This is a genomic window from Methylotuvimicrobium sp. KM2 (assembly GCF_038051925.1).
Taxonomy (GTDB): domain Bacteria; phylum Pseudomonadota; class Gammaproteobacteria; order Methylococcales; family Methylomonadaceae; genus Methylotuvimicrobium.
Window position 1 is genome coordinate 2074097 of the sequence record NZ_CP150634.1, and the last position, 15562, is coordinate 2089658.

The window sequence follows — 15562 nt, forward strand, 5'->3', positions numbered from 1 at the left end:
AGCATATATCATACGCAGCTTAATTTTGGATGGAGAGGGAGAAATTATGCGTCAAACACTCGTGGCTGGTAACTGGAAAATGAATGGTTCTAAATCGACCACAGAATCGTTATGCAAAGCCATCATTGCCGGACTTAACTCATCCGACACCGGGATCGTAGTTTGTGTTCCTTATGTCTACTTAGCCGATGCTGCCAAATTAACGGAAGGCACTCCTCTTGATCTTGGCGCACAAAATGTCGCCGATCAAAGCTCTGGCGCATATACCGGAGAAATCTCAGCATCCATGCTGAATGAATTTAATTGTAAATATGCGATCGTCGGTCACTCCGAGCGTAGGACTTATTACGGCGACACAAACGAGTCGGTCGCTTCACGATATTCTCAAGCGCAACAAGAAGGGATCATTCCTATATTGTGCGTTGGAGAAACATTAGAGCAGCGTGAAAACGATCAAACATTTAGCGTCATCGATGAGCAGCTCGATGCGGTTTTAAATGCGGCAGGCATTGAGTCTTTCGCTAATGCAGTCATAGCTTATGAGCCAGTATGGGCCATCGGTACAGGAAGAACCGCCTCTGACGAGCAAGCGCAAGAAGTACATCAATATATTCGCCAAAAGTTTGCTGCTAAAAATCAAACCATTGCCGACCAACTGCAAATTTTGTATGGCGGCAGTGTAAAGCCGGACAACGCTAAAGGCTTATTTGCAATGCCTGATATCGATGGCGGATTAATCGGCGGCGCATCATTGGATGCCGAAGGCTTTTTGAAAATATATCGCGCATCTAAATAATCAAAGCAAAATAACCATAATAAAATGTATCAAGTTATCATAGTCATTCATGTATTATTTGGGCTGGGTATAATCGGTTTAGTCTTAATGCAGCAAGGTAAAGGCGCCGATGCCGGCGCCGCGTTCGGGAGCGGTGCATCGGGAACTTTATTCGGCGCACAAGGCTCAGCTTCGTTTTTATCGAGAGCCACTGCAATTTTAGCGACATTATTCTTTGTGACAAGTCTTTCTCTTGCTATATTGAGCGGCGGTAGTAAAGCCGCGAAAGACTTTTTTGATGATGCAGAAACCGAAGATGCTTTCGATATTCCATTAATGAGTAAAGAAGCCGAACCGGTTGCCGTCCCCTCTATATCAGCGGAAACGCCAGCTATCGAAGAAGAGTCAAAAACGGTTGAAGCAAAAGAACAGCCGGCAAACGAAGTAAAAGAATAACAACTATCAGCCGATGTGGTGAAATTGGTAGACACGCCATCTTGAGGGGGTGGTGACGCAAGTCGTGCCGGTTCAAGTCCGGCCATCGGCACCAAATTAAAGTTCGGAGTAGTCCGAACAACTCCAAAAACCCGCAAGTTAAAAGGCTTGGCGGGTTTTTTATTGTCCGAATAAATCCGGGTAAATCTTGCCAAGTACACGCTAAATCGTGTACTTTTCCGTGTACGCACTAAAAATATCCGTGTAAAAATACACGATGCAGTACACGCAATGGCCGAGAAACTCAATAAAGACGCGGTTTACAAGGCAGCCAAGCCGAAAGAGAAAAACTATTTTCTCAATGATGGCGGCGGTTTGTATATGTGGGTGAAAACGAATGGCTCCAAGCTTTGGCAATTCGTTTACACTTTTGAAGCCGATCGTAAGCGGTTAGCATTGGGTGCTTATCCGGGGGTGACTCTTGAGTCGGCAAGACGTAAAGCCGTGGAAGCACGAACACAAATAGCCGATGGTATTGATCCGGCGGCTATTCGGAAGAAGGCAAGAAGTACGAAGCAGATTTCTATCGAGAACGAGGAGCGAAAAAAACAAGGCTTGCCGTTTGTAGATAGTTTCGCCGATGTTACTCATAAATGGTTGGCGTCCATTGAACACTTGACAACGGCAATGACGCATAAAAAGAAAACTAGTCGCATCGAACGATTGGCATTTCCATCATTGGGTAATATGCCGATCAAGGATATTAAAGCCGCCGATGTGCTGGCAGTGCTAAAGCCTATGATTCATAAACAGCAACTTGAAACAGCACATCGGCTACACGCAGAAATCAGTTCAATTTTTGATTATGCGATTACTCATGGTTTTGTTGAGTTTAATCAGGCGCAACCCGTAGCCAAGCAGATACCGGCGCAAAAAGTAAAACATCGGGCGGCAATTATCGATCCCAAGCAAGTTGGGCAATTGTTGCGCGACATTAGCAATTATCAAGGCACGTTTATCGTGCAATCGGCATTTAGATTATCGCCGTTGGTATTTCAAAGACCGGGGGAGATTCGGCAAATGCTTTGGGAGGATGTCGATTTGGAGGTTAAAGAATGGCGGCCTTATGTCTCGAAAACCGATTTTCATCACATCGTGCCGTTATCGACTCAAGCCGTTGACATATTGAAAGCGATTCAACCGCTTACCGGCAATGGCAAATATGTTTTTCCATCGAGCCGGGGCGATGGTCGGCCTATGTCGGATAACACGATTAGAACGGCTTTGAAGTCGTTGGGTTACGAATCGGACGTGATGACCGCACACGGATTCAGAACGACCGCTTCAACATTGCTCAACGAACAAGGCTGGAGTCCTGACGCTATCGAACGGCAACTTGCCCACGCGCCACGCGATCAAGTCCGTGCGGCGTATAACCGGGCGCAGTATTTGGATGAGAGGCGGCGGATGATGCAAGCCTGGGCGGATTATTTGGACAACCTTAAAAAAGGCGCGGACGTGATTCCGTTCAGGCAAGCCAGCTAGGATAAGGTAAAAGCTTTAACTATTTTCTAATAAAGATTCATTGATAGGATTTCATTCATGCCGGAACTGCACTTTAAGGGTAAGGAATACGTTTACAACCATCATTTGAATGTGCCGTTTAGGCCGTTGATCGCTCAGCCGGACAAATCCATTGGCGAGGAATCCGGCAATCTGATCATTCACGGCGATAATCTGCATGCTTTGAAAGCCCTGTTGCCGCGCTATGCGGGCAAGGTGGATTGCATATTCATCGATCCACCCTATAACACCGGCAATGAAAACTGGTGCTACAACGACAACGTCAACAGTCCGATCATGCGGGAATGGTTGAACAGCAATCCAGTCAACAAGGAAGACATGCTGCGCCATGACAAGTGGATGTCTATGATGTGGCCGCGACTCAAGCTGTTACATGAGTTACTGGCGGAAACAGGCAGTTTTTGGATGACCTTGGATGATAACGAGGTGCATCGGGCCAGGATGATGTTGGATGAGGTTTTTGGGGAGGAAAATTTTATAGCTGAAATTATCTGGAAATCTAGGAAAAGCGAAGACTCAAGGGCTCTGCACGGCGTTAGCATCGATCATGAATATCTCTTGTGTTATGCAAAAGAAAATTCGTTTAGGGTTAGAGGTATTGATATTGATGAAGAAAAATTTTCTAATCCAGATAATGATCCGCGTGGTGCTTGGCGTAGCGCTGATATGACAGGACTGGCTAATATAGAGCAGCGTCCAAATCTTCATTTTCAAATAACGAACCCGGAATCTGGAATTACTTATCCTTCGCCTGAAAGAGGTTGGAGATTTGACAGAGCAGGCATAGCCAAGCGTATTGAAGAAAAACGAATTATTTGGCCTTCTTCAGTTGATGGTAGACCAAGACAGAAACTTTATCTTGAGGAACTCAAAAATAACACCAAGAATTGGTCCTCAATAATTGATGACATAAGCACAGGAGATGGATCGAGAGAAATTGAGCAAATTTTTGGAAAAAGGTATTTTGATTTTCCGAAGCCTTCATCTTTCATCCAACGAATTGTTGAACAGTCTTGTCAATTTGATTCTACCGTACTTGACTCCTTCGCTGGCTCCGCCACGACCGCCCACGCGGTACTGGCGCAAAACGCCAAAGACGGTGGCAATCGCCAATTCATTCTGGTCGAATGCGAGGACTATGCGGATAGCCTGACCGCCGAACGGGTGCGCCGCGTGATCAACGGCTATGAATTCCAAGGTACGCAAAAGGAAGAGCTGTACCGGGAAAAAATTAACTGGAGCAACTTCAGTAAGGAAGGGCCGCATCACAAGATAATGCAGCATGTACAAAGTATCGACAATCTCGACGGTCTGCGCTTCGACAACATCAAGAAGGAAATCAAGAGCGGCGAATTGATCGTGACCGGTCAAAAGAAAATCACCGAAAAAGTGGCCGGTCTGGGCGGCGGCTTTACCTTTTACACCTTGGGCGAACCGCTCGACATCGATAAAATTCTGACCGGTGAAACCTTGCCCGATTATTCAGCCTTGGGCGCATGGCTGTTTCATACCGCCACCGGGCAACCATTGAATGCCGAGCAAACCGATGCCGAACGTTGGTACTTAGGCAGTAGTAGTCAGTATCACGTCTGGTTGATTTACCGTCCCGATCTGGATTTCTTGAAATCCCCGCAAGCCGCCTTGACCTTGAGCGTGGCGGAAAATATAGCTCAAACGCACAAGGACAAATCACACCTTGTTTTTGCCGCCGCCAAATATGCGCCGAATCGATTATTACTGCCGCTGGGCGTGGAATATGCGCCGCTGCCGTTCGCGCTGTATCGCATCGAAAAGGATTAACCGTTGCCCTGCGCTATGCTGTTCCTTACTCATTCTGGAGAACCGAAACCATGCAAACTACCATTACTATCGATGACGCACTGATTGAACAAGCAGCTAAATTGGCGAATACTCAAGATCAAAGCCTGTTGATCGAGCTGGCGTTGAGCGAATTTATCGAGCATCACCGACTTCCCAAAAAACGCGATTTACGCGATTTGGTCGGCAAAGTAAGCATTGCCCCTGATTATGACTATAAAAAAATGCGCATAGGTGAACCATGAGCCGTTATCTGGTCGATACCTCAGTGTGGATAGACTTTTTCAGACAACGAACAACACTGGCGGTTGATAGGCTTTACCAATTGTTGGATACCCCGGATGACTACGGCATTACCGAGTTCATATATCAGGAAATTCTCCAAGGCGCGCTGCACGAACAAGACTTTCAGGCACTTGGCGACTATTTGGTTTCGCAGGTATTTTTTCATCCTAAATATGCTGTGGAAACATACAGACAAGCCGCCTATCTTTATTTTTCCTGCCGTCGAAAAGGAATCACTATTCGCAGCACAATCGATTGTTTAATTGCCCAAATCGCCATCGAACACGATTTGGTTTTATTGCACAGTGACAAGGATTTTATACGCATTGCCGAGTGTTTGCCCGCCTTAAAATTGCATCCGGTGAGGTTGCAAACGACTTCCTGCAACTATGGCGGTGAACGGTATTGGTTCACTTGCCCTGCGGTCGGGTGCGGCCGGCGGGTTGCCGTGCTGTATCTGGGCGGCAAATATTTCGCTTGCCGGCACTGCTATCAACTTGCGTATCGAAGCCAAAGAGAAACGGCAGACGATAGAGCTGCACGCAGGGCCGGCAAAATCAGGGATAAACTGCACTGGGAACCGGGCATACTCAATGGTAATGGCTGGAAACCGAAAGGCATGCATTGGCGTACTTTTGAAAAGCTTCAGGTGGAGCATGATCGACATACGCAACAAGCTTTTGCTGGGATTATGGCGCGTTTTAAAATAAAGCATCTGTGACTGGGTTTAAGCAGGAACCCCAGAAATTTCCGTCCTTATTAGCAATTTTCGTCAGCTAGAGTCAATAAACCAGGATCTTCTAGACCAGAAGGAGCGTACTGGCATTGGTCGCTTAAATTACCCATGAGCCCATGGTCATGAATAAAATCCAGTTTCAAGCCAGCTTGTCGCAGCCAGCCTTTTTAGCGCAATTCGGCACTGAAACACAATGTGAAGCCTGCCTGGAACAGTTCCGTTGTCCCCAAGGTTTTTGCTGCCCCGGTTGTACACTATGAGCTTAAAAACGTACGAAATCAGATTGCCAGAATACTTGCGTCAAACTATCAGGGACGAAAACTATGCGATACTGAAACCAGAATTTTGATTTAATTTATTGACAACGCTGATCTGAAGGCACAAATCAGCAAGATGCTAACAGAAATTCATCAAACGGCGGACTTTCGGAATTGTGAGATAATCGACCTGACGCTCCAGGAGGAAACGACAAGCCGTTATTGGGATAAATACAAAGGCGGATGAAAATAGGTTTAAATTATGAGCACATATGAATGACAGCTTTGGGAAGTGATGAATTGTTGTTATCGACCCATAACTGCCAGATGAAAGTTAATTTGCGGTGACAGGAACAGGCAATTAAGCAGTCATTCGAAATGTGCGATTAGCTTGCGTAATCGCACATTTCGAAGTCAACATCTGATTACGCTATCGCTAATCGGAGCTACGCGGACTTTGCAGAAACGTTATCACTTATGCGTTAGAGAGATAAATCTCAACTGTTGCCGTGGTCCAAATAGCAACTCCTGCGCCTAGAAAATCCTTATCCTCTGTCCACACCGGACAGTCGAGTAGTAGTGCCGCTGCAACAGCAGGCCAATCGTTGATATCACGGGAGGCTATGCGCGCTTTTGCTTTGCTCTCAACCTCAATTAGAACATCATCAGTAATGATTTGAACCGTATTTAATATACCATTAAATACCGGTCGCCAAATCTCTTCACTCAAGTTACGCTTTTCTGCCAGTTCAGTTGAGAGATAAAATTCGGCTTCTTTAGCATTCGCTTCTGCCATGTAGAAGGCAACAGATTCGCAGTAATACTCAATCAAATGTCTAACTCGAGCCCCCAAAACAGCCCGAATGAGGATATTAGCATCAATGACTAAACGTTTATGCTGCATGTGATCGCTGATGCCGCCATTGTTTAAATTCCTCCAACAACTCGTCCTCTTTGAGACCCAAGCGGATTAATTCATCATCCATGCGCTTTCCCGCTTCCAGCAGCGCCTCGCGCTGTGCTTGTCCTGGTCGCTTGGGGATGGGAATAAAGAAACCGATGGTTTGTCCGTGTCGCGTTACCTCAATGGTTTCGCTTGATTCAAGAAGCAATGAGAGCTTTTCGCGTAGTTCTCGCACGCCGATGCGTTGAGTCATGATAGCCACCTATTTATGGACGCAATTGTGTACATAATATAACAGAAAAATTATTTTGGAATGCTGCTCTCAGCAATCCACATTTTTTTCAACGGCTGCTTTGGGTGCTAGTTAACCATTCACTGACGGTTTCTGAATGTCTGCTTTCCAGGTTTAACAAGACGTTCCTTGGAAACCAGTGCCTGTCTCCTTATGGCCGTAGTGAGGCGGTCATAATGCCGATTTGCTTGCCGAATACCTGACATTCGGCTGAATCACCGGATACCTGAACTATTAAAATTGGATAGTGAGCCCGAAGGTCGGGTTTTGGCCGATCTCCAACGTTCAAAAACTAGCTGTTTTGATCGGAATGAGCATCAAGGACAAAATTTTCTGGGGTTCAGGTTTGCAATCCTTGTGAGGCAAAAAATGGAATTGTGTACTAGATTGTGTATTTATGAAAGTAAACTGTATTTGCCAGTTTAATATCAATTACCTATGTAGACTTCAAGTCCGGCCATCGCACCAAATTCAAGTTCGGGATAGTCCGAACAACTCCAAAAACCCGCAAGTTGCAAGGCTTAGCGGGTTTTTTATTGTCCGAATAAATCCGGGTAAATCTTGCCAAGTACACGCTAAATCGTGTACTAAGCAAGCTCTTGCTTACCAGGCTCGTGAAGCTATAGCTTCTCGTGCCAAAGGAGGCTCATCCGCTGTTTATGCTTCATCGTAGATGAAAGCTCGGCCTCGGGCGTCCTGTCAAGCGAGTAATCGTACCCTGTCCACGCTTAGAGAATTGGAAAGCAGTCATTGACTATTTCCTAAATGGTCTATTTAGTAGGAAAGATAACTGTTTCAACTGCTAACGCGAACATAGTCATAATAAAACCGTATTATCTCCGGTTTTGCTTAGTGTTTTTCCTATTAATTGACCTAATTTCACCGGGCTGTCAGCTGTGAAATCCGCTTGCCAGTCGGCTTTGTCTTTGCCGAACAAGACGATGATCGTCGAGCCCATGTTGAAACGGCCCATTTCCTCGCCGATATTCAACTGCGGAGCATCGGTTTCGTATTGCCAGGTTCTGACTTTTTCGATCGACGGCGGCGTGACGACACCGTGCCAAACCGTTTCGACGCTCGATACGAAGATCGCGCCGACCAATACCAAAGCCATCGGACCAGCTTGAGTATCGAAGATCGCCGCGACGCGTTCGTTGCGCGCGAACAGTCCGGGTACGCTGTTGGTCGTTGCGGCGTTGACGCTGAATAAGCGGCCGGGGATGTGTATCATTTCTTTCAAGGTTCCGGTCAGGGGCATGTGCAAGCGGTGGTAATCGCGAGGCGACAAATAAATGGTTGCGAACGAACCGTCTTTGAATGCTTCGGCGCGTTCGCCATCGCCGCCGAGTAGCTGCGTTGCGGTAAAACTTTTACCTTTGGCTTGGAAAATCTCGCCGTCCTTGATGTGACCGGCCTGGCTGACGACGCCGTCGGCCGGCGAAACGATCGCGCCGGGTTCGTTGGCAATCGGTCTGGCTTCGGGTTTCAATTGGCGCGTAAAAAACTCGTTGAAGCTGGCATAGGCTTCGATATTCGGCTCGAGCGCCTCGCTCATGTCGACGCCGTAGTGTCGTATGATTTGCTTGATAAATAGATTTTTCCAAAGCTTGTTTTCGCAATGGGTCAGTTTGCTCATCAACTGCGAGAGCGTATGATGAGGCAAAACATATTGGGGCAGGGTGGTTATGGTTTCTTTAATCGTCATGGTTCGTGAAATTTTCAGGAGTTTTGCCGCTCAGAAAGTAAGCGAACGCGATTACTTGCGCGACCGCGATATAAAGTTCTCGGGGGATTTCCTCGCCTAGCGGTACCTGAGCCAGAATTCGGGCCAACTCGGGTTCGGCTTGCAGCGGAATGCCGTGTTGTTCGGCAATGGCCATTATCTGTTCGGCGGTAAGACCTTCGCCTTTGGCGGTGACTTTCGGCGCATGTTTGCCGTCGTATTTGAGCGCGACGGCAATATCGGCATTGTAATAGGTCTTCGCCATCTAAAAATTTAGGGCAGATGCACCGGTTCCGGCGCTTGCCAGTCGGGGTTTTTATGTTCGGCGATCACATTCGTGTAAATGCCGCCCCGCACATTGAAATTCGCCCGGATACGCATGAAGTTGGGATGGATTGCCGCGGCGATGTGATCGAGAATTTCGTTCGTGACTGCTTCATGAAATGCGCCCCGATCGCGGAAGGACCACATATAGAGTTTTAGCGATTTGAGTTCGACGCAGAGTTGATTCGGAACATATTCTATCGTTAACGTCGCGAAATCGGGTTGGCCGGTTTTAGGGCACAGACAGGTGAATTCCGGGATGTCGATGCGAATCGTAAAATCCCTGCCGGGTCTTGGGTTGTCGAAGGTTTCGAGCTGTGTGCTGGGTTGTGTCGTCATGTATCGATGATAAAAAGCAAAAATAAAAAGTCGAAGTTAATCCGGATATCGTTAATAATACGCGGTTATTTCCATTTAAACCAAGCAGCATTGTACCAGTAATGAAACTGGAAAAAATCAAACTTTCAGGATTTAAATCGTTCGTCGATCCGACCGTTATCCCGATTGCCGGTAATTTAACCGCGATCGTCGGGCCCAATGGTTGCGGCAAGTCCAATATCATCGATGCGGTTCGCTGGGTGATGGGGGAGAGTTCGGCCAAGCATCTGCGCGGCGGCAGCATGGCCGATGTGATATTTAACGGTTCGGCATCGCGTAAACCGGTCGGCACAGCATCGGTCGAATTAATATTCGATAACAGCGAAGGCAAGGCCGGCGGCGAGTTCGCGAAATACAATACGATTTCGATCAAACGCCAGGTCAGCCGTGACGGGCAATCAATGTATGCTTTAAATAATGCGCGTTGCCGACGCAAGGATATTACCGACTTGTTTTTAGGTACCGGGCTTGGTTCGAGAAGTTATGCGATCATCGAACAGGGTACGATTTCGCGCATGGTCGAGGCCAAACCGGAAGAACTACGCGTGCACATCGAAGAAGCGGCGGGCGTTTCCAAGTATAAGGAGAGACGCCAGGAAACCGAGTCGCGCATGCAGCATACGCGCGAAAACCTGGAGCGTTTGACCGACTTGCGCGATGAAGTCGAAAAACAATTGAAACATCTGCAAAAACAAGCCGAAAAAGCCGAAAAATATACCGGCCTAAAGCAGCAAGAGCGTCAATTCAAATTGGAATTGCTGGCGATGCGCTGGGATGGTTATCATCAATCCTTGCGGAAATTGGATGATCAGTTGCGTGAAGTTGCCGAAGAACATAATCGTTTGTTCGTTTCTTCGCGCGAGACCGACGCCGCGATCGAAGCCGCGCGCGCCGAACATAAGAATCGGCAAGCGGCGATGAATCGCACGCAAGGCGAATATTATCAGACGTCCTCCGAAGTCGGTCGTTTGGAGCAGACGATCAAGTTGAATCAAAAAAGCCATGAGGAGATCGTGGTCGAGATTGACCGGCTCAGGCGGCAGCTCGAGCAATCGGCTAACGAGCTTGAAAACGATCAACTGCAATTGGAGGAAATTAAACAAGCCTTGTTCGAAGCCGATGAAGCATTGGCGCTGAGCCTGGAGCGCGCCGAGGATGCGGACATGGCGCGCCAACAAGCGCAGGATGAAAAAAGCGCTTGGCAACGGCAATGGGAGTCTTATCTTGCGACAAGTTCGGGCGCTAAGGAACAAGCCGAAATCGAACGGGTTAAAATCCAACAGTTGGATAGTCAAAGTCGCCAACTGCAAGGGCGCTTGGATAAATTGTATACCGAGCAGGGCGAATTGACCGCAAGCCATTTACAAACCGCTATCGAAGACTTGTCCGCAACGGTCGAATTACTTCAAGAGCAGCGCGATGAGATGCATGGGCAACTGGAGGATTTATTGGCGCGCATCCAGGAGCAACGTCAACAGCTCAAGCAAAATAATCATGAGTTGCACGGCTTGCGCTCCGAGCTGCATGGCGTCAACGGCAAGATTTCATCGCTGGAGTTGTTGCAGCAACATGCGATGGGGAAGGATAACAAGCATTTGGCTGGATGGTTGGATCGAGCCCAATTGACGGATAATAAACGTCTGGCGGAGTTGCTCGAAGTCGAAAGCGGCTGGGATCATGCGCTTGAAACCGTACTGGGTGCTTATCTCGAGGCGGTTTGCGTTGAGGATGCCGAGTCACTGTTTCCAGTATTGCAAAACCTGACCGAGGATTCGGTGACGCTGTTTGAAACGCGAGAGTTTAAACAACAATTGCAACATACCGCATTGCCGGCCTTGATCGATAAGGTCAAGGCACCTTGGGATTTGCAGGGTTTGTTGACCGGTATTTATTGCGCGGATAATTTGGCCTCTGCGAAGGCGATGGAATCGTCGCTCAAACCTTACGAATCGATTATTCTACCCGACGGCACTTGGATAGGATGCGGTTGGTTACGTATTATTCACAGTAAAGACAGTAAAACCGGTGTTTTGCAACGTGAAAAAGAACTGCGTTCGCTTAAACAGCGCCAATCGGAATTGCAACAACAAATCGAGCAACTCGAGGAGCGGATCGAAGACGCCGAGCAATCCTTGAAAGATGCCGAAGCTCATCGGGAAACCTGGCAGCGAGATGAAAAATCGCTCAGTTCGGAATTATCGGCTAAAAGCGCCGAATTGAGCGCGGAGTCAGCCCGGCACGAGCAGCAACAGCGGCGCTTGGCGCAGGTCCGTCATGAAATCGATGAAATCGTCGCTGAAACCGCCGAACAGGCGGAGATGCAAGCCGAAGCCGAAATAAAATTGCAACAAGCCGAGCAACATTTGTATCGACTAGATGAACAAAAAGAAGCATTGGTAGAGGCTAATCGGGTTTTGCAAACTAAGCTGCAAGCCGCTGAGGCCCGAGCTTCGGAAATTAAGCAACAGGTTTTCAGTTATCAGTCGAAGATTGAATCATTGCGTTCTTCAGAGTCTTTGACGACAAAACAAATCGAACGCTTAAGTCTGCAAAATCGACAAGCCGGCGAGCGTATCGCGGAACTGGAGCAAAAGCTGGTCGACACTGCCGCGCCGATTGACGATGAAAAGCTCTTATTGCAACAATACCGTACCGATAAAGAAAGGCTGGAGAAGGATCTTAAGGCCGCGAGAAAATTACTCGAGGAAACCGAACAAATCATCGCCGGTTTAACCGAGAGGCATACGCAAATTCAGCGCGACTTGGAAAAACAGAAAGCAAGCTTGGATAAGCTCCGTTTCGAGCAGCAAGAGTGTCAGGTTCGGCGGCAAACAATCACCGAACAACTAAATGAAATCGATGCCGAACCTGAGCAGGTATTACAGCAAATACCGGAAGACGCTAATGAAGAGGGCTGGAAATCGAAAGTCGATGTACTGGCAACTCAAATCGATAAGTTGGGTGCGATTAACCTGAGCGCGATCGATGAATATCAAGTTCAGTCGGAACGCCTGAAGTTTCTCGACGATCAGCATGCCGATTTGACCGAAGCCTTGGATACTCTCACGGAAGCGATCAATAAAATAGATAAAGAAAGCCGGCAGCGTTTTAGGGAAACATTCGATAAAATAAACAGCGGTTTGCAAGAAAAATTCCCTAAGCTATTCGGAGGAGGGCAGGCTTACCTAGAATTGACTGAAGTCGATGTATTGGCGGCCGGTGTCAATATCATCGCCCGTCCGCCGGGCAAGCGGAACAGTTCGATTCATTTGTTATCGGGTGGTGAAAAAGCATTAACGGCGGTTGCATTGGTATTTTCTATCTTTGAGCTCAATCCGGCGCCGTTTTGTTTATTGGACGAGGTCGATGCGCCACTGGACGATGCTAACGTGGGCCGTTTTTCGAAAATGGTCGAAGAAATGTCCGCGGCCGTGCAGTTTTTATTTATATCGCATAACAAGGTGACGATGGAGATTGCAAAACAATTGGCAGGTGTTACGATGAGAGAGCCCGGAGTGTCGCGCATGGTCGCGGTGGATATTGAAGAAGCAATGAGTCTGGCGGAAAGCTAATGGATAAAGAAATTTTAAGAATGGTTATTATTGTCATGGGGTTGATTGTGATCGCGGTCATGTTGCTGTGGTCTTATTTCAAAGGCAAAAAATCTCGGCGGGATGGTTTTTATTTCGACGATAAGGAGTCGGTACGGAATATCGATCCGTCGCTGGCCTTGCATCCCGAACACGACGAATTCGACATCGTGCCGCTCGACTCTGCGCAAGGCAAGGATGATTCGGCCGATTTCAAGGATTATTCGACTGAAACACGATACGGCTACGAGTCGGTTAAACAGCCTGATACCGATGCATCGGCTCAGCCGTATCAAACCAAAAAATCGAAAGATCAACTGCCTGCGCTAATTCAATTTAGTTTGATAGCCGCCGAGGATGAAGGGTTTAACGGCACCGATCTGGCCTTGGCTTTCGACAGTGTCGGATTGGTCTACGGTAATATTAAGATTTACGAGCGCTTGGATAGTAGAGGCTTGGTGGATTTCGGCGTGGCTAGCATGGTTGAGCCTGGCATATTCCCTGATCGTGATTTAGAAAAATTCACGACGCCGGGCTTGGTATTTTTTATGCAACCGCGTGAAGTCGATGATCCTGTGTCGGTATTTGATGATTTTATCGAAACGATCGATATATTGGCCGAGGAGCTCGATGGCGTGCCGTGGGACGATCAGCGCCAACCGCTGACCGACGAAACGGTTGAAGTGTTGAGGAATCGCTTGTCGTTGGGCAATTGATCAAAAGGGCTCGAAACGAACGAACGTCTCGAGCCCTTTTGTTAGCTTTATTGCAGTCTCGGTTTCCCGACAATAAATAATTTATTGATTTATTTTCTTATAGCCGGTGACAGGCCATTTGCTAGATGACGATTTGGAAGTCTCTTTCTGATCTTCAATCTCAAGTTCTGCCGCGGCAGCCGATCCTTTGGATTGGGTTGACATTTGAATGTGTTCAATGGCTTCTTCGGCCGGTGGTGTTGCTATGTCGGCATGATCCATCTTGCCGTGTTCGATGGAATACTCCAATACTTTAACGGCGGCTTCCAGATGCGCTTTTTCCTCGCCTTCCGCAGTTTCTAACGCTTTTATCGCATGTTCTAATGCAGCTTCGGCATGTTCGACCAAAATCGAAGCGTGGCCCATTTTGCCGTGCTCGACTGCGGCATGCGCATGCTCTAATGCCACTGCAGAATGATCTTCCGCCATAACCAATTGGCTAGCGCCCATCAGCAAACCTATGGTCATTGTTTTTAATAGTTTCATATGAATATCCTCTTTTTATGATGTTGTTATAGTAAATTTTAAGGAACATAGCTAAATATAGCTTTAGCGACCGATTGCATGTGTAACATAATTAAACGTTTACTTGATTATCCTCGTGACGTCGAGCAAAGCATAAGCTGGGCAAAGTTGCCTGAAATTCCCTTATGCCACACATCTCGACCGGATAGGCATTTCGCATCGGTTGCCGAAGTTTTAGGTTATGTCCGTCCCTTAGTCGATAAATATGCCGTGATGGTTTATTTATCGGTTACATTGTGAAAACGAAATTTTCCAATGTATTTAATTTCAATGGCTGTGTCGTAGGTCATTGATTTTGCAGTGACTCCATGTCTCTTCTTAAGGATGACGATTCTGTCTCTTGGGGCACATTAGGTCTGAGCCGTTATACGCCACATTTCCTTAATTCAGATCGATACGAACTTCATTTGATGACTTAAGTCCGTCGCTACTTAACCTACACCTTTTTAGTGAGCTTTAGCAAGGTCTTTAACCGACTTTGTTTCCAAGAAAATAAAGTCGGGTCAATCAATGGGCTAATTGAATCGGATGAATGCATGCTTCATCGTTATGGACCGGATTATTGACATGTTGGCTAATCGGCGTCAATTCCATTTGTTGATAAGAAAAGGTTTGATCGAAAGCGAGCACGTCGATTTCGAATGTTTGTTTATTCAACCAATCGCCATAATTTTTAGGGTTGATAATGACCGGCATGCGTTCATGAATGTCTGAAACCGGTGCTAAGGCCGGGCAGGTAATAATCGTGCAGGAATAAATGGTTTCGTCGCCGTTTGTCCAATGCTCCCATAACCCTGCAAATGAGAATAGTTGATTATCCCGATAATGAACATGATACGGTTGTTTACCGATTTCGGTTTGTTGCCATTCGTAAAAGCCGGTAGCGGGAATCAGGCAACGCCGTTTAGAATATGCCGCTCTGAACGAAGGCTTGTCGGCCAAGGTCTCGGCTCTGGCATTGATTAAGCGGTTGGCGATTTTTGCGTCTTTGCTCCAGGACGGTATCAAGCCCCAATGCAAATAGACGCTTTTGTTGCTGCCGTCTTCCAATTGCACGATGTTGAGTATTTTTTGTCCCGGCGGAATATTAAAGTCGGTCCGGTATTTCGGCAAACGCTTCAATCGGAAATGTTCGATGATCGTGTCGCTCGTCGTGATTAAATTAAACCTTCCGCACATAG

General features: G+C 47.2%; 16 protein-coding genes, 1 tRNA gene and 1 pseudogene. 11 read left to right on the top strand and 7 right to left on the bottom strand.

Translation table 11 applies throughout. The annotated features are described in order from the left end of the window. Nucleotides 1-46 precede the first annotated feature (46 nt). The 8 genes and pseudogenes from tpiA to WJM45_RS08825 all read left to right on the top strand — a co-directional run. Nucleotides 47-796, top strand: a complete 750-nt coding sequence (gene tpiA / locus WJM45_RS08790) for a triose-phosphate isomerase (RefSeq protein ID WP_341328575.1) — start codon at nt 47-49, stop codon at nt 794-796. A gap of 24 nt (nt 797-820) precedes the next feature. After that, nucleotides 821-1231 (top strand): preprotein translocase subunit SecG, encoded by a 411-nt coding sequence (secG, locus tag WJM45_RS08795; protein WP_341328576.1) that lies wholly within the window; start codon nt 821-823, stop codon nt 1229-1231. A 9-nt stretch (nt 1232-1240) separates the two neighbouring features. Beyond that, nucleotides 1241-1325, top strand: a tRNA-Leu gene (locus WJM45_RS08800). Nucleotides 1326-1501: 176 nt separating this feature from the next. After that, nucleotides 1502-2755, top strand: a complete 1254-nt coding sequence (locus tag WJM45_RS08805) for an integrase arm-type DNA-binding domain-containing protein (RefSeq protein WP_341328577.1) — start codon at nt 1502-1504, stop codon at nt 2753-2755. A 201-nt stretch (nt 2756-2956) separates the two neighbouring features. Next, nucleotides 2957-4594, top strand: coding sequence for a DNA methyltransferase (locus WJM45_RS08810; protein ID WP_341328578.1), 1638 nt, complete (start codon nt 2957-2959; stop codon nt 4592-4594). A gap of 50 nt (nt 4595-4644) precedes the next feature. Continuing rightward, nucleotides 4645-4857 carry a type II toxin-antitoxin system VapB family antitoxin gene (locus WJM45_RS08815; protein ID WP_341328579.1) on the top strand — a complete coding sequence of 71 codons (213 nt, stop codon included), beginning with the start codon at nt 4645-4647 and terminating at the stop codon, nt 4855-4857. Next, entirely contained in the window at nt 4854-5618 is a 765-nt protein-coding gene (locus tag WJM45_RS08820; RefSeq protein ID WP_341328580.1) for a PIN domain nuclease, read from the top strand. Before WJM45_RS08815 ends, WJM45_RS08820 begins: the two co-directional genes overlap by 4 nt. Before the next feature lie 131 nt (nt 5619-5749). Then, a pseudogene (locus tag WJM45_RS08825) lies at nt 5750-5884 on the top strand (IS1595 family transposase); the annotation flags it as partial. 481 nt (nt 5885-6365) lie between these two features. Here the strand turns inward: WJM45_RS08825 and WJM45_RS08830 are convergent. The 5 genes from WJM45_RS08830 to queF all read right to left on the bottom strand — a co-directional run bounded on the left by WJM45_RS08830 (nt 6366) and on the right by queF (nt 9472). Further along, nucleotides 6366-6794 carry a PIN domain-containing protein gene (locus WJM45_RS08830; RefSeq protein WP_341328581.1) on the bottom strand — a complete coding sequence of 143 codons (429 nt, stop codon included), beginning with the start codon at nt 6792-6794 and terminating at the stop codon, nt 6366-6368. Then, nucleotides 6784-7047, bottom strand: coding sequence for a hypothetical protein (locus WJM45_RS08835; RefSeq protein ID WP_341328582.1), 264 nt, complete (start codon nt 7045-7047; stop codon nt 6784-6786). Before WJM45_RS08835 ends, WJM45_RS08830 begins: the two co-directional genes overlap by 11 nt. A gap of 856 nt (nt 7048-7903) precedes the next feature. Then, nucleotides 7904-8791, bottom strand: coding sequence for an archaetidylserine decarboxylase (gene asd, locus WJM45_RS08840; protein ID WP_341328583.1), 888 nt, complete (start codon nt 8789-8791; stop codon nt 7904-7906). Next, nucleotides 8781-9074 (bottom strand): EscU/YscU/HrcU family type III secretion system export apparatus switch protein, encoded by a 294-nt coding sequence (locus WJM45_RS08845; protein ID WP_125219237.1) that lies wholly within the window; start codon nt 9072-9074, stop codon nt 8781-8783. Before WJM45_RS08845 ends, asd begins: the two co-directional genes overlap by 11 nt. 8 nt (nt 9075-9082) lie before the next feature. Continuing rightward, complete coding sequence (gene queF / locus WJM45_RS08850; RefSeq protein ID WP_341328584.1) at nt 9083-9472, bottom strand: preQ(1) synthase; 390 nt, start codon at nt 9470-9472, stop codon at nt 9083-9085. 101 nt (nt 9473-9573) lie between these two features. Between queF and smc the strand changes: the two genes are divergently transcribed. Further along, on the top strand, nt 9574-13083 hold the full coding sequence (gene smc, locus WJM45_RS08855; RefSeq protein WP_341328585.1) for a chromosome segregation protein SMC: 3510 nt from the start codon (nt 9574-9576) through the stop codon (nt 13081-13083). Beyond that, nucleotides 13083-13817 (top strand): cell division protein ZipA C-terminal FtsZ-binding domain-containing protein, encoded by a 735-nt coding sequence (locus tag WJM45_RS08860; RefSeq protein ID WP_341328586.1) that lies wholly within the window; start codon nt 13083-13085, stop codon nt 13815-13817. Before smc ends, WJM45_RS08860 begins: the two co-directional genes overlap by 1 nt. Nucleotides 13818-13898: 81 nt before the next feature. Here the strand turns inward: WJM45_RS08860 and smbP are convergent, their stop codons facing one another. Then, nucleotides 13899-14342, bottom strand: a complete 444-nt coding sequence (gene smbP, locus WJM45_RS08865; protein ID WP_341328587.1) for a small metal-binding protein SmbP — start codon at nt 14340-14342, stop codon at nt 13899-13901. Between the two features lie 78 nt (nt 14343-14420). On the opposite strand from smbP, the gene WJM45_RS08870 reads away from it, so the two are divergent. Then, the gene (locus WJM45_RS08870; protein ID WP_341328588.1) at nt 14421-14621 is read left to right on the top strand and encodes a hypothetical protein; all 201 of its coding nucleotides are present in this window, start codon (nt 14421-14423) and stop codon (nt 14619-14621) included. 267 nt (nt 14622-14888) lie between these two features. Here the strand turns inward: WJM45_RS08870 and WJM45_RS08875 are convergent, their stop codons facing one another. Beyond that, nucleotides 14889-15560, bottom strand: coding sequence for an SOS response-associated peptidase (locus tag WJM45_RS08875; RefSeq protein WP_341328589.1), 672 nt, complete (start codon nt 15558-15560; stop codon nt 14889-14891). Nucleotides 15561-15562 lie beyond the last annotated feature (2 nt).